The 21832-nt window shown below is 71.0% G+C and carries 20 protein-coding genes; 12 read left to right on the top strand and 8 right to left on the bottom strand.

Features of this window, described 5'->3' with window-relative positions; translation table 11 throughout:
• Positions 1 to 109 precede the first annotated feature (109 nt).
• Entirely contained in the window at positions 110 to 625 is a 516-nt protein-coding gene (locus ACH41F_RS02565; protein ID WP_391229817.1) for a methyltransferase domain-containing protein, read from the top strand.
• Here ACH41F_RS02565 and ACH41F_RS02570 read toward each other — a convergent pair.
• A complete protein-coding gene (locus tag ACH41F_RS02570) occupies positions 614 to 1816 on the bottom strand; it encodes a bifunctional adenosylcobinamide kinase/adenosylcobinamide-phosphate guanylyltransferase (protein WP_398832364.1) in 1203 nt (400 codons plus the stop codon). The genes ACH41F_RS02565 and ACH41F_RS02570 overlap by 12 nt on opposite strands.
• 149 nt (positions 1817 to 1965) lie before the next feature.
• Here ACH41F_RS02570 and ACH41F_RS02575 point away from each other — a divergent pair, with 149 nt between their 5' ends.
• Positions 1966 to 2178, top strand: coding sequence for a hypothetical protein (locus tag ACH41F_RS02575; RefSeq protein WP_391229821.1), 213 nt, complete (start codon positions 1966 to 1968; stop codon positions 2176 to 2178).
• A gap of 52 nt (positions 2179 to 2230) precedes the next feature.
• On the opposite strand, the gene ACH41F_RS02580 is transcribed toward ACH41F_RS02575, so the two are convergent.
• The 3 genes from ACH41F_RS02580 to ACH41F_RS02590 all read right to left on the bottom strand — a co-directional run bounded on the left by ACH41F_RS02580 (position 2231) and on the right by ACH41F_RS02590 (position 4832).
• The gene (locus ACH41F_RS02580; RefSeq protein ID WP_398832369.1) at positions 2231 to 3313 is read right to left on the bottom strand and encodes a S1C family serine protease; all 1083 of its coding nucleotides are present in this window, start codon (positions 3311 to 3313) and stop codon (positions 2231 to 2233) included.
• Positions 3314 to 3375: 62 nt separating this feature from the next.
• Positions 3376 to 4077: a methyltransferase domain-containing protein gene (locus ACH41F_RS02585; protein ID WP_391229825.1), complete on the bottom strand. Its 702-nt coding sequence runs from the start codon at positions 4075 to 4077 to the stop codon at positions 3376 to 3378.
• An 80-nt stretch (positions 4078 to 4157) separates the two neighbouring features.
• Positions 4158 to 4832: a DUF3043 domain-containing protein gene (locus ACH41F_RS02590; RefSeq protein WP_391229826.1), complete on the bottom strand. Its 675-nt coding sequence runs from the start codon at positions 4830 to 4832 to the stop codon at positions 4158 to 4160.
• Positions 4833 to 5065: 233 nt separating this feature from the next.
• Here ACH41F_RS02590 and ACH41F_RS02595 point away from each other — a divergent pair, with 233 nt between their 5' ends.
• From ACH41F_RS02595 to ACH41F_RS02615, 5 genes are all read left to right on the top strand, one after another.
• The gene (locus ACH41F_RS02595; protein ID WP_391230579.1) at positions 5066 to 5830 is read left to right on the top strand and encodes a PspA/IM30 family protein; all 765 of its coding nucleotides are present in this window, start codon (positions 5066 to 5068) and stop codon (positions 5828 to 5830) included.
• 23 nt (positions 5831 to 5853) lie between these two features.
• Complete coding sequence (locus tag ACH41F_RS02600; RefSeq protein ID WP_391229828.1) at positions 5854 to 6132, top strand: hypothetical protein; 279 nt, start codon at positions 5854 to 5856, stop codon at positions 6130 to 6132.
• 98 nt (positions 6133 to 6230) lie between these two features.
• Positions 6231 to 7451, top strand: a complete 1221-nt coding sequence (locus ACH41F_RS02605; RefSeq protein WP_391229830.1) for a histidine kinase — start codon at positions 6231 to 6233, stop codon at positions 7449 to 7451.
• A 259-nt stretch (positions 7452 to 7710) separates the two neighbouring features.
• Positions 7711 to 8394, top strand: a complete 684-nt coding sequence (locus tag ACH41F_RS02610; RefSeq protein WP_398832373.1) for a response regulator — start codon at positions 7711 to 7713, stop codon at positions 8392 to 8394.
• Positions 8395 to 8528: 134 nt separating this feature from the next.
• Positions 8529 to 11636 (top strand): efflux RND transporter permease subunit, encoded by a 3108-nt coding sequence (locus tag ACH41F_RS02615; RefSeq protein ID WP_398832376.1) that lies wholly within the window; start codon positions 8529 to 8531, stop codon positions 11634 to 11636.
• A gap of 92 nt (positions 11637 to 11728) precedes the next feature.
• Here the strand turns inward: ACH41F_RS02615 and nadA are convergent, their stop codons facing one another.
• Positions 11729 to 12913, bottom strand: coding sequence for a quinolinate synthase NadA (gene nadA / locus ACH41F_RS02620; RefSeq protein WP_391229836.1), 1185 nt, complete (start codon positions 12911 to 12913; stop codon positions 11729 to 11731).
• Between the two features lie 305 nt (positions 12914 to 13218).
• On the opposite strand from nadA, the gene ACH41F_RS02625 reads away from it, so the two are divergent.
• A complete protein-coding gene (locus ACH41F_RS02625) occupies positions 13219 to 13575 on the top strand; it encodes an iron-sulfur cluster assembly accessory protein (RefSeq protein WP_007381494.1) in 357 nt (118 codons plus the stop codon).
• Positions 13576 to 13680: 105 nt separating this feature from the next.
• Here the strand turns inward: ACH41F_RS02625 and ACH41F_RS02630 are convergent, their stop codons facing one another.
• On the bottom strand, positions 13681 to 15570 hold the full coding sequence (locus ACH41F_RS02630) for a hypothetical protein (RefSeq protein WP_398832379.1): 1890 nt from the start codon (positions 15568 to 15570) through the stop codon (positions 13681 to 13683).
• 151 nt (positions 15571 to 15721) lie between these two features.
• On the bottom strand, positions 15722 to 15931 hold the full coding sequence (locus tag ACH41F_RS02635; RefSeq protein ID WP_391229841.1) for a hypothetical protein: 210 nt from the start codon (positions 15929 to 15931) through the stop codon (positions 15722 to 15724).
• Between the two features lie 133 nt (positions 15932 to 16064).
• Between ACH41F_RS02635 and ACH41F_RS02640 the strand changes: the two genes are divergently transcribed.
• Complete coding sequence (locus tag ACH41F_RS02640) at positions 16065 to 17039, top strand: carbohydrate kinase family protein (RefSeq protein ID WP_398832381.1); 975 nt, start codon at positions 16065 to 16067, stop codon at positions 17037 to 17039.
• A gap of 20 nt (positions 17040 to 17059) precedes the next feature.
• Here the strand turns inward: ACH41F_RS02640 and ACH41F_RS02645 are convergent, their stop codons facing one another.
• Positions 17060 to 18424, bottom strand: a complete 1365-nt coding sequence (locus tag ACH41F_RS02645) for a cysteine desulfurase/sulfurtransferase TusA family protein (protein WP_398832383.1) — start codon at positions 18422 to 18424, stop codon at positions 17060 to 17062.
• A 257-nt stretch (positions 18425 to 18681) separates the two neighbouring features.
• On the opposite strand from ACH41F_RS02645, the gene coxB reads away from it, so the two are divergent.
• Genes coxB through ACH41F_RS02660 form a run of 3 tightly spaced genes read left to right on the top strand, consistent with a single transcriptional unit; the run spans position 18682 to position 21769 of the window.
• Positions 18682 to 19641: a cytochrome c oxidase subunit II gene (gene coxB / locus ACH41F_RS02650; RefSeq protein WP_391229847.1), complete on the top strand. Its 960-nt coding sequence runs from the start codon at positions 18682 to 18684 to the stop codon at positions 19639 to 19641.
• A complete protein-coding gene (ctaD, locus tag ACH41F_RS02655) occupies positions 19638 to 21374 on the top strand; it encodes a cytochrome c oxidase subunit I (RefSeq protein WP_391229850.1) in 1737 nt (578 codons plus the stop codon). Before coxB ends, ctaD begins: the two co-directional genes overlap by 4 nt.
• The gene (locus ACH41F_RS02660; protein WP_391229852.1) at positions 21371 to 21769 is read left to right on the top strand and encodes a cytochrome c oxidase subunit 4; all 399 of its coding nucleotides are present in this window, start codon (positions 21371 to 21373) and stop codon (positions 21767 to 21769) included. The genes ctaD and ACH41F_RS02660 overlap by 4 nt, the downstream gene beginning before the upstream one ends.
• The last annotated feature ends 63 nt before the right edge of the window (positions 21770 to 21832 follow it).

The raw sequence follows: 21832 nt of genomic DNA on the forward strand, positions 1-21832 counted from the left end.
CAGCACGGCGTCCCCCGGTCACCACGCGCCCCGGACGTCGTTGCTCCCGGGAAGGAGATCCCATACGTTCCGTTTTGAAGCGAATTGTCGGACGTCTCAGGGAGCCCCCATGCACCGCCTGCGCACCCTTCTCCGCGACCTCGACGAAAGACGCCGGCACCGCTCGACGGCCCGCGCGGTCCAGCGCGTCGACCCCGAACCGGAGAGCTGGCTGGACGTGGGCACCGGCGACGCCCGCTTCCCGGCGGCGGCCAGACGGCTCTTCCCCTACACGTCCTTCGACGGCCTCGACCCCACCCCCCGCGTCCTGCCGGCCTGGGACGCCGAACGCATCGACGAGGCGTACGTCGGCGACCTCACGGACCCGCACCTCACCCGGGTCCTGGCCGCGCGCTACGACGTGGTCAGCATGCGGCACTCCACCGACGGCCTCGACGCCGCCCTGACCCTGCTGCGTCCCGGCGGTCACCTGCTCCTGGAGACCACCGCGGCCGCGGCGGACGCCCTGCGCGCGGAACTCGCCGCCCTGCACTGCGCGATCGTCCCGACCCGCCGCCACCCCCTCCTCGACCGGCTGTCCGGGACGACCCGCCTCGTCGCGCGCCGGGCACCCTCACCCGCGTAGCACCACCGCCTGACCGGCCACCACCAGCACCACCTGCTCGCACTCGTCGGCGAACGCCGCGTTCAGGCGCCCGAGTTCGTCCCGGTAGCGGCGCCCGGAGGCGGTGGCCGGCACGATCCCCGACCCCACCTCGTTCGACACGGCGACCACGGTCCGCCGGGTCGCCCGCACCGCCCGCGTCAACTCCCGTACGCGCTCCCTCAGCGCCCGCTCCCCGCCGCCGGCCCACTCCGCGTCGTCCCACGCGCCGACGGCGTCCATGGCGTCCGTCAGCCACAGCGACAGACAGTCGACCAGCAGCGGCGGCCCGTCGTCGGCGAGCAACGGCACGAGGTCGCAGGTCTCGGTCGTACGCCAGGAACCGGGCCGCCGGTCCCGGTGCGCGCTCACCCGCGCCGCCCACTCGCCGTCCCCGTCGCGGGTGCCGCCCGTGGCCACGTACAGCACGTCCGCGAAAGCCTCCAGACGCCGCTCCGCCTCCACCGACTTCCCCGACCGCGCCCCGCCCAGCACCAGCGTCCGCCGCGGCACGTCGGGTACGTCCTCGAAGGCGCCCACGGTCAGCGTCGTGCCGTCCGGCACGGCCCGGGCGCCCGCCGCCGCGAGCCGGCGCCGCAACTCGGCGCCCGGCGGCACGTCGTGGTCGAGATGCACGGCGACGACGTCGGTGGTCGGCCCCACCGCGCCGACCGCCCGCAGCTTGGCGAGCGCGTCCGGCCGCCCCACGACGTCGGCGAGGACCATGTCGTAGCCGTCCCCGGAGTTCTCCTCCAGGCCCGCCGGAGCGCCCCCGGGCGGCAGATAGAGCAGCCGCTGCCCGTCCGGGCCGGTCACCGCGTACCCGGTGCCGGGCGCGTCCATCGCCACCGCCCGCACCCGATGCCCCGTCAGCAGCGCCAACTCCCGCCCGTCCGGCACCCGCGCCGGCTGCGGCAGCCCCGCGGGCACCTCCACGGCCGGCCCGTCGTGCGGATGCGACAGCAGCACCTGCCGCACCTGCCCCAGGGAATGCCCGGCACGCGCCGCCGCGAACGCCGCCCCGGGCGTCAGATCCAGCAGCAGCGCCCCGTCGACGAGCAGCGCGGTGGCCGCCCGGGCGTCAGGGCCGAGAGCGACGGCACAGGCGGCGCAGGGACAGTCGGGGCGGGGGAGCCCCGAGGGGGCGCCGGTGCCAAGGAGAGTCAGTTCCACGGCTCGATTTTCACCGGTCGCCGCTGATCTTGCGCGCGCTGGGGTGCCCCGGGGTCGCGGGGAACCCCGCCACCGGCCGCACGCGAACCGCACCCGACCGACTACCGTATGTTGATCACGGCCTGACCCAGCGGAGCGAGGAGGCGTACATGGCGGCATGGACGTGGCGGTTCGAGAAGGCCGACGGGACGGAGGTCCAGCCCGCGGTGCAGCCCGAGGAGTTCACCACGCAGGGGGATGCCGAGTCCTGGATCGGCGAGTACTGGAAGGACCTCGCCGAGGGCGGCGCGGACCAGGTGCACCTGTTCGAGGACAGCGCGAAGATCTACGGGCCGATGAGCCTGCACCCCGAGGAGGCGTAGGCCCCTCGACCGGCAGGGGGCGGCCACGGCTGTGGCCGCCCCTTCGTCGTCCCTACTGCTCGCCCAGCGTCACGTCCGCCGTCCGCTCGGCACCGTCGCGCGTGTACGTCACCCTCACCTTGTCGCCCGGCCTCTTCGCCGCCAGCGCCTCGGACAGGGACGTGATCGTCGTGATGTCCGTGCCACCGAGCCGGGTGATGACGTCCCCGGCCTCGATGCCCGCCCGGTCGGCGGCGTCCCCGCTCTTCACCTCGACGACCGCGACGCCGGCGGCCCGGTAGTCGTCGTCCACGACCGTACGGGCGGTGATGCCGAGCGCGGCCCGGCCCGAGTCGGTGACCTTGCCGTCCTTGACGATCTGGTCGGCGACCGTCCGCACCATCGACGAGGGGATCGCGAACCCGATCCCGGGCGCCGCGCCCTCCCCGAGGCCGGGGTCGGTCGCGGCGAGCGTCGGGATGCCGATGACCTGCCCGTCGAGGTTGACGAGGGCGCCCCCGCTGTTGCCGGGGTTGATGGCCGCCGAGGTCTGCACCATGTCGCCGATCGTCGCGCCCGTACCGCCGCCCGAGCGGCTCTCCGTGACGGTCCGTCCGGTCGCCGAGACGATGCCCTGCGTCACGCTGGACGACAGCCCCAGCGGCGAGCCCATCGCCAGCACGATCTGCCCGACCTCGACCTTCGAGGAGTCCGCGAAGGTGGCCGCCCGCAGCCCGTCCGGCACCTTGTCCAGCTTGATGACGGCGAGATCCTGCTCCGGATAGGAGGACACGAGCCTGGCCGACAGGGTGTCCTCGCTGTTCGCGGTCGTCACCCGGAACGTCTTGTCGTCGCCGACGACATGCGCGTTGGTGACGATGTGCCCCTTGTCGTCGTGGACCACCCCGGAGCCCAGGTCGCCGGAGGCCTGGATCTGCACCACCGACGGCAGGACGTCCCTGATGACCTTCAGATAGGCGGCCTGAAGATCACCGTCCGCGGCGGGCGCGGCGGCCTGCGTGGTCGAGGCCTCGGCGCGCGAGGACCCCGACGCCTTCGACGAGGAGTCCGAGCATCCGGCGACGAGCGCCAGCGCGCACGCGAGCGAGGTGACAGGCACGGCGAGACGGAGGGCACGGGTACGGGAAGCGTCCATGCCCCGAGTCTCCCCACGGGGTGACGGCCCGGCCTGCGCTGCTCACCCGAACGAGCGCACCCTCAGCCCCGCACCCCGCACAGATGCAGCAGCGCCGCGACCCGGCGGTACGGCTCGGTCCGCCCGGCCCGCTCCTCGGCGGCCAGCAACGACTCCAGGTCGGCCGGGACCTGCGCCCCGTCCACCGCCGTGTCCGTGAACACCCGCACCCCGTACCAGGCGCGCAGCGGTGCCCCGATCCCGGCGAGCGTCGCGGTGAGCGTCTCCAACCGGTCCGCGCGGACGTCCAGGCCGAGCCGGTTGGTGTACGCGACGGTGTCGAAGGCGCCGAGCGCGCCCGCCCAGTCCCCCGACAGCCCCGGCCGCATCGCCAGCGCGTCGCCGTTGCGCACGAGCAGGGACAGCAGCCCGCCCGGCGCCAGCATCCGCGCCAGCCCCGCCAGCAGCGGGTCCGGCTCCTCGACGTACATGAGCACGCCGTGGCACAGCACGACGTCGAAACTGCCCGGCAGGAAGTGGACGCCGGTGTCCCGGCCGTCCCCCTCGATGATCCGCATCCGCTCCCGGATGCCCTCCGGTTCGGCGCACAGGGCCTGCCGCGCCGCCGCGACCATCGTGGCGTCCTTCTCCAGCCCGGTCACCTGATGCCCGGCCCGGGCCAGCCGCAGCGCCTGCGTGCCCTGCCCCATCCCCACGTCGAGCACGCGCAGCCGCTGCCCGACCGGGTACCGGCCCACTATCTGCTCGTCGAGCTGCCGGGCCACCAGCTCCTGTCGTACGACATCCCGCAGCTCGCCCAGCCTGCTCAGCCAGGCCTCCGCGCCCCCGGTGAACGGCGTTGTGCTCAGGGCCGCTCTCCGCGCTTGACCTGCGGCTTGGGCAGCCGGAGCCGGCGCATCTGGAGGGAGCGCATCAGCGCGTAGGCGACCGCGCCCTTGCGGGACTGGTCGGGGAAGCGCTCGGCCAGCTTCTTCTTCAGCCGGAAGACCGTCAGGACCGAGTCGAGCACGATCATGACGATCACGACGAGCCACAGCAGCAGCGCGATGTTCTGCAGCGAGGCCACCCGCACCATGCTCAGCACCAGGATGACCACGGCCATCGGCAGGAAGAACTCCGCCACGTTGAACCGCGCGTCGATGAAGTCGCGGGCGAACTTGCGCACCGGGCCCTTGTCCCGCGCGGGCAGATACCGCTCGTCACCGCCGGCCAGCGCCTGGCGCTGCTTCTCCAGCGCGGCACGGCGCTCCTCGCGCTGGCGCTTGGCGGCGTCCTTGCGCGTCGTCGACGTGTTGGCCACGCTGCGGCGCTGCGACTGGGCCTCGCTCCGCTTGGGAGTCGGGCGCCCCTTCTTGGCCTCGGGGTGACGGGTCTGCGTGGAGTCGGTCACCGGCGCCTTGTCGGCGGGGGCCTTCTCGTCCTTGGTGGTGCGGCTACGGAACACAAAACCCAAGGGTACGGGGTGCCCGGGGTTGGACCCCAGCCCGGTGGGGAACGATCCGGCAACACCAGTCGTCATGTAGGGGGACAGAGGGGACGTCCGGTGACCGACCGCTCACCCTGAAGGTCACCTACTCCTTACGCCGGAGCAAGGCCTTCGCCGGTCGTCCTTGGGGATGAGCGCATCCGTCCCCGAACAGTGCGTCAATGGATGCAGGGCCCGTACTGTGGGTTCTGTCGCAGAGCTGGAGCTGGAAGTCCGTCAGAAGGGGGCGCGCGAAGCCCATGAGCGGTGTCATGAAGCGTATGGGGATGATCTTCCGCGCGAAGGCGAACAAGGCCCTTGACCGGGCCGAGGACCCGCGCGAAACCCTCGACTACTCGTACCAGAAGCAGCTGGAGCTGCTCCAGAAGGTGCGCCGCGGGGTGGCCGACGTGGCCACGTCCCGCAAGCGTCTGGAACTGCAGCTGAATCAGTTGCAGTCGCAGTCGTCCAAGCTGGAGGACCAGGGCCGCAAGGCGCTCGCGCTGGGCCGTGAGGACCTGGCCCGCGAGGCGCTCTCCCGGCGCGCCGCCCTCCAGCAGCAGGTGACGGACCTCGAGACCCAGCACGCGACGCTCCAGGGCGAGGAGGAGAAGCTCACCCTGGCGGCCCAGCGGCTCCAGGCCAAGGTCGACGCCTTCCGCACCAAGAAGGAGACCATCAAGGCCACCTACACCGCGGCCCAGGCGCAGACCCGCATCGGCGAGGCGTTCTCCGGCATCTCCGAGGAGATGGGCGACGTCGGCATGGCCATCCAGCGTGCCGAGGACAAGACCGCCCAGCTCCAGGCGAGGGCCGGCGCGATCGACGAGCTGCTCGCCTCCGGCGCCCTCGACGACCAGTCCGGCATGCGCAAGGACGACATCCAGGCCGAGCTGGACCGGCTCTCCGGTGGTACGGATGTGGAGCTGGAACTGCAGCGCATGAAGGCCGAGCTCGCCGGAGGGTCGTCCCAGCAGGCGATCGAGGGCGGCACCGGCCGGCCGCAGTCCCAGCAGCAGCCGCAGGACACCCCGCGCTTCGACAAGCAGTAGGACCCACGCCTCAGGAGGGCGACATGATCGTCAGGATCATGGGGGAGGGGCAGGTGAGGCTGGCCGACGGCCACCTCGCCGAGCTGAACACACTGGACGACGAACTGCTGGCCGAGATGGACAACGGCGACGGCCCCGGCTTCCGCCGCACCTTCGAGGCCCTGCTGTCCAAGGTCCGGGAGCTGGGCGAACCGCTGCCCGACGACGCCCTCGAACCCTCGGACCTCATCCTCCCCTCCCCGGACGCCACCCTCCAGGAGGTCCGGGACCTGCTCAGCGACGACGGACTGATCCCGGGGTAGTCACCGCGCCCGGGCACGCAGGACGCCGGGCAGGTGCACGGCACACCGACAGCTGACCCCCGTTCCACGCCCCGCGGGGCCCCCGTACCGTTGCAGGCGTGAGCACCCTCGAGCGTGTCCGGCAGCAGCTGAAGGCGCACCCCATGGCGCTGGACGCGATCCTCGCGGCCGGCGTCCTCGCCTGCATGGTGGCCGGTTCCTTCGTGGACCCGCGGGGCCCGGACGGGGTCACCTGGGGCTTGCGCACACCGGCCCCGCTGAGCCTGGTCCTCATCGGCCTGAGCGCCGCCGCCCTCGTCCTGCGCCGCCGCGCCCCGATGACGGTCCTCGCCCTCACCGGGGCCTTCTCGGTCGCCGAGTGCGTCACCGGCGACCCCCGCGCCCCGGTCGCCATGTCCGCGGTGATCGCCCTCTACACCGTCGCCTCCACCACCGACCGCCCCACCACCTGGCGGGTCGGCCTGCTCACGATGACCGTCCTGACCGGCGCCGCCATGCTCGGCGGCCCCCTGCCCTGGTACGCCCAGGAGAACCTCGGCATCTTCGCCTGGACCGGCATCGGCGCCACCGCCGGGGACGCCGTCCGCAGCCGCCGCGCCTTCGTGCAGGCCATCCGGGAACGCGCCGAGAAGGCCGAACGCACCCGCGAGGAGGAGGCCCGTCGCCGGGTCGCCGAGGAGCGCCTGCGCATCGCCCGCGACCTGCACGACGTCGTCGCCCACCACATCGCCCTGGTCAACGTGCAGGCCGGCGTCGCCGCACACGTCATGGACAAGCGCCCCGACCAGGCCAAGGAAGCCCTGGCCCACGTCCGCGAGGCGAGCCGCTCGGCACTCAACGAACTCCGCGCCACGGTCGGCCTGCTCCGGCAGTCCGGCGACCCCGAGGCCCCCACCGAGCCCGCCCCGGGCCTGGACCGGCTCGAGGAACTCGTCGGCACCTTCCGCAGCGCCGGACTGCGTGTCGAGGTCGCCCGCGCGGACGGCGACACCCGGCTCCCCGCCGCCGTGGACCTGGCCGCCTACCGCGTCATCCAGGAAGCCCTCACCAACATCCAGAAGCACGCCGGTACGGCGGCGAAGGCCGAGGTCAGCGTCGTGCGGGTGGGCCCGAACATCGAGATCACCGTCCTCGACGACGGCGCCGGGCACGACGAGGACCCGCCGAGCGGCGGCGGCCACGGCCTGCTCGGCATGCGCGAACGCGTCACCGCCCTGCGCGGCACCCTCACCACCGGCCCCCGGTACGGCGGCGGCTTCCGCGTCCATGCGATCCTGCCGGTCAGGACCCGCGGCCGCGCCGCCGACGACGCCGTATGACCGGGTCGGGGAACTCCGGCGCACCCCAGGAAAGTTGTCGTGACACCGGCCTGCCGGCGCCGGCCGTCGGCACCAGCCGTCAGTACCTGCCCGTCGGCACCAGTCGTCAGCACCTGCCCGTCCGCACCAGCCGCCAGCACCTGCCAGTCCCCACCAGCCCGTCGGCACCCGCCCGTCCCCACTCACCCACCGGCACCCGCCCTTCGGCACCCGCCCTACGTCCGCCGGTACCGAGACCATCTTCAGCTGAGGACCCCGTATGACCATCCGCGTCCTGCTCGCCGACGACCAGGCTCTGCTGCGCAGCGCCTTTCGGGTGCTCGTCGACTCCGAGCCCGACATGGAGGTCGTCGGCGAGGCCTCCGACGGCGCCGAGGCGGTGCGGCTGGCCCGCCAGGAGCGGGCCGACGTCGTCCTGATGGACATCCGGATGCCGGGCACGGACGGCCTGGCCGCCACCCGCATGATCAGCGAGGACCCGTCGCTCGCCCAGGTCCGGGTGGTGATCCTGACGACCTTCGAGGTGGACGACTACGTGGTGCAGTCGCTGCGGGCCGGCGCCTCCGGCTTCCTCGGCAAGGGCAGCGAGCCCGAGGAACTCCTCAGCGCCATCCGGATCGCGGCCGGTGGCGAGGCCCTGCTCTCCCCGGCCGCCACCAAGGGCCTGATCGCCCGGTTCCTCGCCCAGGGCGACGGCGCCGACGAGAACGCCGACCCGGCCCGGGCCGCACGGCTCGACGCCCTCACCGTCCGCGAGCGCGAGGTCCTGGTCCAGGTCGCCGGCGGTCACTCCAACGACGAGATCGCCGAGCGGCTGGAGGTGAGCCCGCTGACGGTGAAGACGCACGTCAACCGGGCCATGGCCAAGCTCGGCGCCCGCGACCGGGCCCAGCTCGTGGTGATCGCCTACGAGTCCGGGCTGGTACGTCCAAGGGTGGAGTGACCTCCCCCCGGACTACTGCGGGCGGAGTATGCGCGGGATAAGGAAATGGACCTGGGGGCTACGAAACACCCGTCCCTCAGGCCACAGGGTGTAGGGGCCGCTTCTGCCGCTCACAGAATTGAGATCCCTGACCCATGTCCTGGCTGTCGAGATTCAGCCTCGCGCAACGGGCCCTCATCGGCCTGATGTCGATCATCGCGCTCGCCTTCGGGGCGATCGCGATCCCCCAGCTCAAGCAGCAGCTGCTGCCCTCCATCGAACTGCCGATGGTGTCCGTGCTCGCCCCCTACCAGGGCGCCTCCCCGGACGTCGTCGAGAAGCAGGTCGTGGAGCCCATCGAGAGCAGCCTCGAAGCCGTCGACGGCATCGAGGGCGTCACCTCCACGGCCAGCGAGGGCAACGCCGTGATCATCGCGTCCTTCGACTACGGCCCCGACACCAAGCAGCTCGTCGCCGACGTCCAGCAGGCCGTCAACCGGGCCCGCGCCCAGCTCCCGGACGACGTCGACCCGCAGGTCGTGGCCGGCTCCACGGACGACATGCCGACCGTCGTCCTCGCCGTCACCTCCGAGGCGGACCAGCAGGCCCTCGCCGACCGGCTCGACCGGACCGTCGTACCGGACCTGAAGGCCATCGACGGCGTCGGCCAGGTCACCGTGGACGGCGTCCGCGACCTCCAGGTCACCGTCACCCCCGACGACGCGAAGCTCGCCAAGGCGGGCCTCACCTCGGCCTTGCTCGCCCAGGCCCTCCAGGCGGGCGGCGCGACCGTCCCGGCCGGCTCCTTCGACGAGGACGGCGCCAACCGCACCGTCCAGGTCGGCGGCGGCTTCACCTCGGTCGGCCAGATCGAGAACCTGATGGTCACCGGTGCGGCCGGGAAGAAGCCCGTACGCCTCGGCGACGTGGCCACGGTCCGGCAGGAGCAGGCCGCGGCCGACTCCCTGACCCGCACCGACGGCAAGCCGAGCCTCGCGGTCATGGTCACCATGGACCACGACGGCAGCGCGGTCTCCATCTCGAACGCGGTCGAGGACAAGCTGCCCGCCCTGCGCAAGGACCTCGGCGCCGGTTCCGACATCACCGTCGTCAGCGACCAGGGCCCCGCGGTCGCGAAGGCCATCGACGGCCTGACCACCGAGGGCGCGCTCGGCCTGCTCTTCGCGGTCCTCGTCATCCTGGTCTTCCTGGCGTCCGTCCGCTCGACGCTGGTCACCGCGGTCTCCATCCCGCTGTCGGTGGTCCTCGCCCTGATCGTGCTGTGGACCCGCGACCTCTCGCTCAACATGCTGACGCTGGGCGCGCTGACCATCGCCATCGGCCGGGTCGTCGACGACTCGATCGTGGTCCTGGAGAACATCAAGCGGCACCTCGGCTACGGCGAGGAGCGCCAGGAGGCCATCCTCAAGGCGGTCCGCGAGGTCGCCGGAGCGGTCACCTCCTCCACCCTCACCACGGTCGCCGTCTTCCTGCCGATCGGCCTGGTCGGCGGCATGGTGGGCGAGCTGTTCGGCTCCTTCAGCCTGACCGTCACGGCGGCGCTGCTGGCGTCCCTGCTGGTCTCCCTGACGGTCGTCCCGGTCCTGTCGTACTGGTTCCTGCGCGCCCCGAAGGGCACCCCCGAGGACGCCGAGGAGGCCCGCCGCCTCGCGGAGGAGAAGGAGGCCAGGAGCAGGCTCCAGCGGCTCTACGTCCCCGTCCTGCGGTTCGCCACCCGGCGCCGTCTGACCAGCGTGCTGATCGCGATCGTGATCCTCGTCGGCACGTTCGGCATGTCCGGGCTGCTGAAGACCAACTTCTTCGACCAGGGCGAGCAGGAAGTCCTCACCGTCAAGCAGGAGTTGAAGCCCGGCACCAGCCTGGCGGCCACCGACGAGCAGGCCCGGAAGGTCGAGGGGCTGCTGGCCCGCACCAAGGGCGTCAAGGACTACCAGGTCACCGTCGGCTCGTCCGGCTTCATGGCGGCCTTCGGCGGCGGCACCGACACCAACCAGGCCTCCTACCAGGTGATGCTGGACGACTCGGCCTCCTACGACGACGTCCAGGGCCGCATCGAGGCGGGCCTGAAGAAGCTCGACGGCATCGGTACGACGACCATCGCGGCCGGCGACGGCTTCGGCGCCCAGGACCTCAGCGTGGTGGTGAAGGCGGCCGACGCCGACGTGCTGCGCGAGGCGTCGGAGAAGGTCCGCAAGACGGTCGCCGGACTGGACGACGTCACGGACGTCACCAGCGACCTGGCGGTGAGCGTGCCGCGCGTCACGGTGAAGGCCAACTCCAAGGCCGCCGCGGCCGGTTTCGACGACCGGACCCTCGGCGCGGCCGTCGCCCAGGCGGTCCGGGGCACCACCGCCGCCCAGGCGATCCTGGACGACACCGAGCGCGACGTCGTCATCAGGTCGGCGAAGCCGGCGCGGACCCTCGCGGAGCTCAGGAACCTGAGGCTCGGCCCGGTGAAGCTGGGTGACATCGCCACGGTCGAGCTGGCCGACGGCCCGGTCTCGATGACCCGCATCGACGGTCAGCGCGCGGCGACCATCACCGCCAAGCCGACCGGCGACAACACGGGCGCGGTGAGCCAGGACCTCACCTCCAGGCTCGACGCCCTGAAGCTCCCGGCGGGCGCCACGGCCGAGATCGGCGGTGTCACCTCGGACCAGGACTCGGCGTTCAAGAACCTGGGCCTGGCGATGCTGGCGGCGATCGCGATCGTCTTCATGCTGCTGGTGGCGACGTTCCGGTCGCTGGCCCAGCCGCTGATCCTGCTGGTCTCGATCCCGTTCGCCGCGACGGGCGCGATCGGCCTGCTGATCCTCACCGACACCCCGATGGGCGTCCCCGCGATGATCGGCATGCTGATGCTCATCGGCATCGTGGTGACCAACGCGATCGTGCTGATCGACCTGATCAACCAGTACCGCAGGCAGGGGTACTCCACGGTCGACGCAGTCATCGAGGGCGGCCGCCACCGGCTGCGCCCGATCCTCATGACGGCCCTGGCGACGATCTTCGCCCTGCTCCCGATGGCCCTCGGGGTCACCGGCGAGGGCGGCTTCATCGCCCAACCGCTCGCGGTGGTCGTGATCGGCGGTCTGATCACCTCGACCCTGCTCACCCTGCTCCTGGTCCCGACCCTCTACACGATGCTGGAGCTCCGCAAGGAGCGCCGCGCGAAGAAGCGGGCGGCCAAGCGGGAGAAGAAGGCCGAGGTCCCGGCCCAGCCGGAACCCGCCGGGGTGTAGGACGAACACGACGAACTAGACGCGCAAGACGAACGGCCGGGTACGGAGCTGCTCCGTACCCGGCCGTTCACGTCCGCCGCCGCTCGGCAGGGCTACGGCAGCGCCAGCATCCGCTCCAGCGCCAGCTTCGCGAACGCCTCGGTCTCCTTGTCGACCTCGATGCGGTTGACGAGCTTGCCCTCGGCGAGGGACTCCAGCGTCCACACCAGGTGGGGGAGGTCGATGCGGTTCATCGTCGAGCAGAAGCAGACCGTCTTGTCCAGGAAGACGATCTCCTTGCCCTCGGGCGCGAAACGGTTCGCCAGCCGCCGGACCAGGTTCAGCTCGGTCCCGATGGCCCACTTGGAGCCGGCCGGAGCAGCCTCCAGCGCCTTGATGATGTACTCGGTCGAGCCGACGTAGTCCGCCGCGGCCACGACCTCGTGCTTGCACTCGGGGTGCACCAGCACGTTCACGCCGGGGATCCGCTCGCGCACGTCGCGGACCGACTCCAGGCTGAAGCGGCCGTGCACCGAGCAGTGGCCGCGCCAAAGGATCATCTTCGCGTCCCGCAGCTGCTCGGCGGTCAGCCCGCCGTTCGGCTTGTGCGGGTTGTAGACGACGCAGTCCTCCAGCGTCATCCCCATGTCCCGTACGGCGGTGTTCCGGCCGAGGTGCTGGTCGGGGAGGAAGAGGACCTTCTCGCCCTGCTCGAAGGCCCACTCAAGGGCTTTCCTGGCGTTCGACGAGGTGCAGATCGTGCCGCCGTGCCTGCCCGTGAACGCCTTGATGTCCGCGGACGAGTTCATGTACGAGACGGGCACGACCTGCTCGGCTATCCCGGCCTCGGTCAGCACGTCCCAGCACTCGGCGACCTGCTCGGCGGTGGCCATGTCGGCCATCGAGCAGCCGGCGGCGAGGTCGGGCAGGACCACCTTCTGGTCGTCCGAGGTCAGGATGTCCGCCGACTCCGCCATGAAGTGCACACCGCAGAACACGATGTACTCGGCCTCCGGGCGCGCGGCCGCGTCCCGGGCCAGCTTGAAGGAGTCGCCCGTGACGTCCGCGAACTGGATGACCTCGTCGCGCTGGTAGTGGTGGCCGAGCACGAAGACCTTGCCGCCGAGCTTCTCCTTGGCCGCGCGGGCGCGCTCCACGAGGTCGGGGTCGGACGGCGAGGGCAGGTCGCCGGGGCACTCGACACCCCGCTCGCTCTTCGGATCGGCCTCCCTGCCGAGGAGCAGCAGGGCGAGCGGAGTCGGCTGTACGTCGAGCTCCTGGGTCTGGGCGGTGGTCACGACACGCACCCTTTCTGTTCTGCGGCTCGCCGGCCCGTGGGCCGGACCGGCGGTAGTTTTCGTCGAATTGACGTTATCTATCATAACCGCTTCACGTCACTTTGACGATGGCCATAGTGTCGGTGTGACATGAATCCCGGTGCCGCACCGGCGGATCGGCTCGGCGGTCGCTGTTCGCTTCGTCGGCGGTGTGCGAGCATGAAAGGACAGGCGGAAAGACAAGTCGCTCGGCCCGGAATGAATCCGCGGCCCCGACGGTTGCAACCGTCGGCAAGCAGTCTCCGTACAACCCGGGAGAGATCTAGATGTCCGTATCGGACGAGACCGGCACCGTCACCGACGGCATCATCCTGTCCGACGCCGCCGCGGCGAAGGTCAAGGCCCTGCTCGACCAGGAAGGCCGTGACGACCTGGCCCTGCGCGTCGCCGTTCAGCCCGGTGGCTGCTCGGGCCTGCGCTACCAGCTGTTCTTCGACGAGCGGTCCCTCGACGGCGACGTCGTCAAGGACTTCGACGGCGTCAAGGTCGTCACCGACCGCATGAGCGCTCCGTACCTCGGTGGCGCCTCCATCGACTTCGTCGACACCATCGAGAAGCAGGGCTTCACGATCGACAACCCCAACGCCACGGGCTCCTGCGCCTGCGGCGACTCGTTCAGCTAGATCCGGCTAGATCCGGCTGGACCGGCCGGGCAACGGAACACACGCGAAGGCGGCGGCCCCCTCCGACGGGGCCGCCGCCTTCGCGCGTTCCGGGGCGGGATCAGGTCACCGCGCCCCGGACGTCCCCGGCAGCCGGGCCCCCGGCTTCTCCAGCGGGACCTCCTTGCCGTCCGAGCCCACGACCTCGCGGTCGCCCAGCGGCGCCTTCAGCCGCAGCGTCTCGTGGTAGACCTTCGCGATCAGGATGCAGACCTTGTCCGGCATGGGCGTCTCGGTCACCCGGACCGTCACCTTGCCGGAGCCCTCCACCACCGACGCCTTGTAGTCGGCGCAGACTCCGCCCGTGTAACTCACGGTCAGCTCGTCGCCCTCGGCGGTGTAGCCGTCCACCGCCACGTCACGGGTGGCCGGCGCCGCGGTCGGCTGGTCGGGGTCGGGCCCGGTCGGCCGGGGGCTCGGTCGCTCGGTCGGCTCCGCGGAGGGCGTGTCCGAGGCCAGGTACTCGGGGTCGATCGCCGGATACGTCACCGTGAAGCCGTCCTGCGCGCCCTGCGCCCGCACCTGGAACAGCCAGGACGGCACCAGCGCCTGCCGCCCGTCCACGTAGTGCGAGGCCAGCCCGAACACCGCCTTCTCGACGGTGATCGTCTCCTGCTGCGGCGTACTCGCCGACGCCTGCGACCCGCACGGCGCCTCCAGCCGGTCCTTCTGCGGTACGGCGCTGGCGCAGCCCCCGATGCCCATCCGGTGCCCGTCCGCCGGCCGCGCGTTCAGCAGCTGAAGCGCCTTCGCGGCGTCCACGACGGGATACGTGTCGCTCTTCGCCGGCGTCTTCAGCTGACCGCTGCCGCCGACGACCTCGCCTTGGGCGTTCACGGTGACCCCGGTCGTCCAGCCGTGCGTCGGCAGTCCGCCGACCACCGGATCGGCGTTCACCACCCGCTGGGCGCCCATGACCTGGCCCGCGTCGACCTTGGCGTCGTCCTGCCCGACCGCCTTCAGCACCGGCGCCGCCGCCTTCTTCGCGGCGTCCTCGCTCACCGGGTCGCCGGCCGGTGCGGCGGGGTCGCTCGCGCACTCGGTTCCGCTGCCGCAGTCGTTGGTGCCCGGCGCGTACCGGTGGAACGTCCACGCCCCCGGCGCCTGCTGGTTCACCTGCAGACTCGGCCCGGCCGGCTCCTGCGCGCCGACCTTCCAGGCCTGCCCCTCCAGGACCGGCGTCCCCGTCACCCCGAGCGCCTTCGCCAGCCGTGCCACCTCGTCCGCGGTGACCTGGCCGGTCGCCCGGTAGACGGGGGCCTCGTCGGGACCGTCCGCGAGCGGGCCCCCGGCCCGGTAGGTGACGCCGTACGGATTCGGCTCACCCGGCGCGATCCCGGCCGTGCCCTCGTCGCCCCCGGTGTATCCGTCGAGCCGGAGCGGCGGGGGAGTGCCGTCGCCGCGCGCCCCGGTCGTCGTACCCCCGCCCGACCCGCCGGACGCGGACGCGGCGAGATACGCCCCACCGCCCCCGACGAGCAGCACGGCGGCGGCGACGGAGGCGACCAGCACGGGGGTACGGGGCCGACCGGAACGCGGCGCCTCGGGCTCACCGTCCCGGGGCACCTCGTCCTCGGCGGGCTCGGGCTCGGGCCCAGGGGCCGCGGGCTGGGCCTGCGCGGAGGCCTCGGGGCGCTCGGCGGGCTCGGTGGGCCGGTCGGATTCGGTGGGCCGGTCGGGTTCCGTGGGCCGGGAGGATTCGGGCGCCTCGGCAGCCTCGGCGGGGCCGGAAGCGGCACCCGAAGGCTCGGCGGTCTCGATCGCCCCGGCCGCCTCCACAGCCTCAGGGGCCTCAGGGTCCTCGGGGGCCTCAGCGGGAGTGTCCTCCTGGGCCGCCCGCGCCCCCTCCGCCGCCGTACCGCCCTCGTCCTCGGCGATACCGGCGGCACCCTCATCGGCGTCCGTGGTCCTGCCGACCTCGGGGTCGTCGTCGTTCTCGGGTCGCTCGGTGTTCACCGCATCGCTCCTTCGGCCGCGCCATGTCCCGGTGACCCTGACCCGACCACGTCAAAACGGCCGGGCGGTGGGTCGTATCCCATGTCCCCTTTACGGGGGACAGCGATGGGACGCGGCGGGGGAGCGCGCGGTTCCCTTCCGAGCGCTGGTTTCAGTCGCCGTAGTCCGACATCGCGTCCAGCAGGCGCGCGGACCTGGTCGGAACGGTCACGCCGTGGATGAGGGAGGGCGGGACGGGACGGGCGGTGACCCGGTCGGGAGCCGCCCAGTGCGGGACCATCCGGGCGCAGTCGCCGCGCAGCGACGCCAGGTCGCCGTCCAGGTCGGCCGGAGCGGGGGCGTGGACCTCGAGGTTCGTCATGACCGCACCGTATGCATGTCCGAGCCCGCGAAGAAAGATCTACTATCGGGTAGTTTTGGCCGCTACAGAGGTCCGCGGCGACCGGGTAGCGTGAACCGTCAACCCAGTTTCTCCCCACAGGAGAGTCCACGCCGTGCGCATCGCAGTCACCGGCTCCATCGCCACCGACCACCTCATGACCTTCCCCGGCCGCTTCGCCGACCAGCTCGTAGCGGACCAGTTGCACACGGTCTCGCTCTCCTTCCTGGTCGACAACCTGGACGTACGCCGGGGCGGAGTGGGCGCGAACATCGCCTTCGGTATGGGCCAGCTCGGCACCTCGCCGATCCTGGTCGGGGCCGCGGGCTTCGACTTCGACGAGTACCGGGCCTGGCTGGACCGGCACGGCGTCGACACCGCGTCCGTGCGCATCTCGGAGACGCTGCACACCGCCCGCTTCGTGTGCACCACCGACGCCGACCACAACCAGATCGGCTCCTTCTACACCGGCGCGATGAGCGAGGCCCGCCTCATCGAGCTCAAGACCGTCGCCGACCGCGTGGGCGGTCTCGACCTGGTCCTCATCGGGGCCGACGACCCCGAGGCGATGCTGCGCCACACGGAGGAGTGCCGCTCGCGCGCCATCCCGTTCGCCGCGGACTTCTCCCAGCAGATCGCCCGGATGAACGGCGACGAGATCCGGATACTGCTGGAGGGCGCCACCTACCTGTTCTCCAACGAGTACGAGAAGGGGCTCATCGAGTCCAAGACCGGCTGGACCGACGAGGAGATCCTCACCAAGGTCGGCCACCGCGTCACCACGCTCGGCGCGCAGGGCGTGCGCATCGAGCGGGTCGGCGAGGCCCCGATCGTCGTCGGCTGCCCGGACGAGGAGCGCAAGGCGGACCCGACGGGCGTCGGCGACGCGTTCCGCGCGGGGTTCCTGTCGGGACTGGCGTGGGGGGTGTCGCTGGAGCGCGCGGCCCAGGTCGGCTGCATGCTGGCGACCCTCGTCATCGAGACGGTGGGCACGCAGGAGTACCAGCTGCGCCGGGGCCACTTCATGGAGCGGTTCACGAAGGCGTACGGGGACGAGGCCGCGGCCGAGGTGCAGAAGCACCTGGTCTGAGCCGACCGGACCGGCAGCGCCTAGACGAGCCGGCGGACGAGATAGGCCGTCCCCTTCTCCGCCGGCTCCTCACCCACGTACTGCTGCTCCCGCATCTCGCACCACGCAGGGATGTCCAGGCGGGCCGCCTCGTCGTCCGACAGGACACGGATCAGCCCGCCCACGGGCACGTCGCCGACCACCTTCGCCAGCTCGATCACCGGGATCGGGCAGCGCTTGCCGAGGGCGTCCACGACCAGCTCGTCCGCCCGTACGACGGCCGAGGGCGTCGGCGCGCCCAGCTTCTCGCGCACCCCCGCCACCGCACCCGGCAGCACGGCGAGAAACCTCTCCACGTCCTCCTCGGTCGCCCCGGACGGCAACGAGATCCGCACATTCCCCTCACTCAGCACCCCCATCGCCTTGAGCACGTGGCTCGGCGTCAGCGTGCTGCTGGTGCAGGACGAGCCGGACGAAACGGAGAAACCCTCCCGGTCCAGCTCGTGCAGCAGGGTCTCCCCGTCGACATAGAGACAGGAGAAGGTGACGATCCCGGGCAGCCGCCGCTCCGGGTCCCCCACCACCTCCACGTCCGGCACCAGCCGCGGCACCCGGTCCCGGATCCGCCGCGTCAGCTCCCGCAGCCGTACCGCCTCCTGGGCCGCCTCGGCCCGCACCGCCCGCAGGGAAGCCGCGGCGGCGACGATCGCGGGCAGGTTCTCGAAGCCGTGTCCCCGTTCGTCCGTCGGCCCCTGAGCGGCGAACCGCACGCCCTTGCGCACGACAAGCAGTCCGACCCCGGCAGGTCCACCCCATTTGTGCGCACTGCCCGCCAGCAGCGACCAGCCCCCTTCGACCGGCCCCCACCCGAGGGACTGCGCCGCGTCCACCATCAACGGCACCCCGGCCGCCCGGCACACCTCGGCGACCTCGGCCACCGGCTGCTCGGTGCCCACCTCGTGGTTGGCCGACTGAAGACAGGCCAGCGCGGTGTCCTGGCGCAGCGCGGCGGCGTAGGCCGAAGGGTCCACCCTGCCGGATCGCTCGACACTCACTCGAGTGACCGAACCGCCCTCCGTCTCCAGCGCTTCGGCCGAATGGAGCACGGAGGAATGTTCCACCGCTGACACGATCAGGTGACGCCCGACGCGCCGCCGCCCGGCCAAAGCCCCCGCGATTCCGCTGTGTACGGCGTGCGTCCCGGAGGGCGTGAAGTGAAGCTCGTCCGCCCGGCACCCCACCGCCTCGGCAGCGGCCTCCCGGGCGGCATCCAGCAACATCCGAGCCCGCCGCCCCTCCCGATACAACCGCGAGGGATCGGCCCACCCTTCGTCCAGCGAGGCCAACAGCGCCTGACGGGCCACGGGATGGAGGGGGGCGCTGGAGGCAGCGTCAAAGTAGGACACGCGTCAACGGTAGAACGCCGGACGCGGAACCAGGGGCGCGGGGAACTGCGCGATCAGCCCAAAACAACCCGCAGCCGCCAATCCAGCGAACCACCCCACCCACTAGGCACCCCTCCCCGCGAACGCCCGGAACGCGTCGGCTAGGGTTTGGTCCGCATAAACATCCAAACCCCTGCCCGACGCAGGGCGGCGACCGACCACCGAGTAAGGCAGGCCGCAGCCAATCCGCGCGGGCGAGACTCTCGGGAAGGCGCTACGTGAGTCCCAACGGCTCCGACCGCTCGCCGCGGCGCCCGATGCGGCGGAAGCTGCTGCAGGCAATGACCGCGGGCCTGGTCCTGGCGACCGCGACCGGTTGCACATACAAGGACTTCCCCCGCCTTGGTATGCCCACCCCCACCACCGAAGAGGCTCCGCGGATCCTCTCCCTGTGGCAGGGCTCGTGGGCGGCCGCGCTCGCCACCGGCGTGCTGGTCTGGGGCTTGATCCTGTGGAGCGCCATGTTCCACCGGCGCAGCCGCACCAAGGTCGAGGTTCCTCCGCAGACCCGGTACAACATGCCCATCGAGGCGCTGTACACGGTGGTCCCCCTCATCATCGTCTCGGTGTTGTTCTACTTCACGGCTCGCGACGAGTCGAAGCTCCTGAGCCTCGAGAAGAAGCCCGACGTCACGGTCAACGTGGTCGGCTTCCAGTGGAGCTGGGGCTTCAACTACGTCGAGAACGTGGACGGTTCCACCGGCGACGCGAAGACCGACGAGAACCTGGCCGCCATTCCGGACCGGTTCAAGAAGGACTTCCCCGCCAACGCCGGCGGCGTCTACGACGTCGGTACGCCCGGCACGCGGAACCCGCAGACCAACAACCCGGGTCCGACCCTCTGGCTCCCCAAGGGCAAGACGGTCCGCTTCGTCCTCACCTCGCGTGACGTCATCCACTCCTTCTGGGTGGTGCCGTTCCTGATGAAGCAGGACGTCATTCCGGGGCACACCAACTCCTTCCAGGTGACCCCCAACAAGGAGGGCACCTTCCTGGGCAAGTGTGCGGAGCTCTGCGGGGTCGACCACTCCCGCATGCTGTTCAACGTGAAGGTCGTCTCTCCCGAGCGCTACGAGCAGCACCTCAAGGAACTCGCCGAGAAGGGGCAGACCGGTTACATTCCCGCGGGCATCGAGCAGACCGCCCATGAGAAGAACCGGGAGACGAACAACCTGTGAGCATCCTCAACGAACCTCAGGGTGCCGCGGCGGCAGGGTCCCACTACGAGGACGAACTGCCGGTCCGGCGCAAGCAGCCCGGCAACGTCGTGGTCAAGTGGCTCACCACCACTGACCACAAGACGATCGGGACGCTGTATCTGGTCACGTCCTTCGCGTTCTTCTGCATCGGTGGTCTGCTGGCGCTGTTCATGCGCGCCGAGCTGGCCCGGCCGGGCTTGCAGATCATGTCGAACGAGCAGTTCAACCAGGCGTTCACGATGCACGGCACGATCATGCTGCTGATGTTCGCGACGCCGCTGTTCGCCGGCTTCACCAACTGGATCATGCCGCTGCAGATCGGCGCGCCGGACGTGGCGTTCCCGCGGCTGAACATGTTCGCCTACTGGCTGTACCTGTTCGGATCGACGATCGCGGTGGGCGGCTTCCTCACCCCGCAGGGCGCGGCCGACTTCGGGTGGTTCGCCTACACCCCGCTGTCCGACGCGATCCGCTCGCCCGGCGTCGGCGCCGACCTGTGGATCATGGGCCTGGCCTTCTCCGGCTTCGGCACCATCCTCGGCGCGGTCAACTTCATCACCACGATCATCTGCATGCGCGCGCCGGGCATGACCATGTTCCGCATGCCGATCTTCACCTGGAACGTGCTGCTGACCGCCGTACTGGTCCTGCTGGCCTTCCCGGTCCTCGCGGCGGCGCTGTTCGCGCTGGAGGCGGATCGTAAGTTCGGCGCGCACATCTTCGATCCGGCCAACGGCGGCTCGTTGCTGTGGCAGCACCTCTTCTGGTTCTTCGGCCATCCAGAGGTGTACATCATCGCCCTGCCGTTCTTCGGCATCATCTCCGAGGTCATCCCGGTCTTCTCGCGCAAGCCGATGTTCGGCTACATGGGTCTGATCGGCGCGACCATCGCGATCGCGGGTCTGTCCGTGACGGTGTGGGCGCACCACATGTACGTCACCGGCGGTGTGCTCCTGCCGTTCTTCTCGTTCATGACGTTCCTCATCGCGGTCCCGACCGGTGTGAAGTTCTTCAACTGGATCGGCACGATGTGGAAGGGCTCGCTGTCCTTCGAGACACCGATGCTCTGGGCCACCGGCTTCCTGATCACCTTCACCTTCGGTGGTCTGACCGGTGTCATCCTGGCCTCGCCGCCGATGGACTTCCACGTCTCGGACTCGTACTTCGTGGTGGCGCACTTCCACTACGTGGTGTTCGGCACGGTCGTCTTCGCGATGTTCTCCGGCTTCCACTTCTGGTGGCCGAAGTTCACCGGCAAGATGCTCGACGAGCGGCTCGGCAAGATCACCTTCTGGACGCTGTTCATCGGCTTCCACGGCACCTTCCTGGTCCAGCACTGGCTGGGTGCCGAGGGCATGCCCCGTCGTTACGCGGACTACCTCAACGCCGACGGCTTCACCGCCCTCAACACGATCTCCACGATCAGCTCGTTCGTGCTCGGCGCGTCGATCCTGCCGTTCTTCTACAACGTCTGGAAGACCGCCAAGTACGGCAAGAAGGTCGAGGTCGACGACCCGTGGGGCTACGGCCGTTCGCTCGAGTGGGCGACGTCCTGCCCGCCGCCGCGGCACAACTTCCTCACCCTGCCGCGGATCCGCAGCGAATCCCCGGCGTTCGACCTGCACCACCCGGAGATCGCCGCTCTCGACCAGCTCGAGAACGCGCCTCACGGTGAGAAGGCCCTCGCTGGCGGCAAGGAGGCCGGCAAGTGAAGATCCAGGGCAAGATGTTCATGTGGCTGAGCGTCTTCGTGCTCGTCATGGCGGTCGTCTACGGCTACTGGTCGAAGGAGCCGGCCGGTACCACGGCCCTCTTCCTGGCCTTCGGTCTGTGCATCATGATCGGCTTCTACCTCGGCTTCACGGCCAAGAGGGTCGACGCGGGCGCGCAGGACAACAAGGAGGCCGACGTCGCGGACGACGCCGGCGAGATCGGGTTCTTCAGCCCGCACAGCTGGCAGCCGCTCTCGCTGGCCGTCGGTGGCGCGCTGGCCTTCCTGTCGATCGCGATCGGCTGGTGGCTGATGTACTTCTCGGCGCCGCTGATCCTGCTCGGCCTGTGGGGCTGGGTCTTCGAGTACTACCGCGGTGAGAACCGCACCCAGTAGCACGGCCTGGAACCAAGGAAGCCCGGACACTCCGTCAGGAGGGTCCGGGCTCCCCCTTTTGGA

It is taken from the genome of Streptomyces sp. NPDC020489 (assembly GCF_044386545.1).
GTDB lineage: Bacteria > Actinomycetota > Actinomycetes > Streptomycetales > Streptomycetaceae > Streptomyces.

What these genes read in the sequence shown, in the direction of transcription:
- ACH41F_RS02565 (WP_391229817.1), top strand. Translation starts at nt 110, where the DNA reads ATGCACCGCCTGCGCACCCTTCTCCGCGACCTCGACGAAAGACGCCGG.
- ACH41F_RS02575 (WP_391229821.1), top strand. Translation starts at nt 1,966, where the DNA reads ATGGCGGCATGGACGTGGCGGTTCGAGAAGGCCGACGGGACGGAGGTC.
- ACH41F_RS02580 (WP_398832369.1), bottom strand. Translation starts at nt 3,313, where the DNA reads ATGGACGCTTCCCGTACCCGTGCCCTCCGTCTCGCCGTGCCTGTCACC.
- ACH41F_RS02590 (WP_391229826.1), bottom strand. Translation starts at nt 4,832, where the DNA reads ATGACGACTGGTGTTGCCGGATCGTTCCCCACCGGGCTGGGGTCCAAC.
- ACH41F_RS02595 (WP_391230579.1), top strand. Translation starts at nt 5,066, where the DNA reads ATGATCTTCCGCGCGAAGGCGAACAAGGCCCTTGACCGGGCCGAGGAC.
- ACH41F_RS02600 (WP_391229828.1), top strand. Translation starts at nt 5,854, where the DNA reads ATGATCGTCAGGATCATGGGGGAGGGGCAGGTGAGGCTGGCCGACGGC.
- ACH41F_RS02610 (WP_398832373.1), top strand. Translation starts at nt 7,711, where the DNA reads ATGACCATCCGCGTCCTGCTCGCCGACGACCAGGCTCTGCTGCGCAGC.
- ACH41F_RS02615 (WP_398832376.1), top strand. Translation starts at nt 8,529, where the DNA reads ATGTCCTGGCTGTCGAGATTCAGCCTCGCGCAACGGGCCCTCATCGGC.
- ACH41F_RS02625 (WP_007381494.1), top strand. Translation starts at nt 13,219, where the DNA reads ATGTCCGTATCGGACGAGACCGGCACCGTCACCGACGGCATCATCCTG.
- ACH41F_RS02635 (WP_391229841.1), bottom strand. Translation starts at nt 15,931, where the DNA reads ATGACGAACCTCGAGGTCCACGCCCCCGCTCCGGCCGACCTGGACGGC.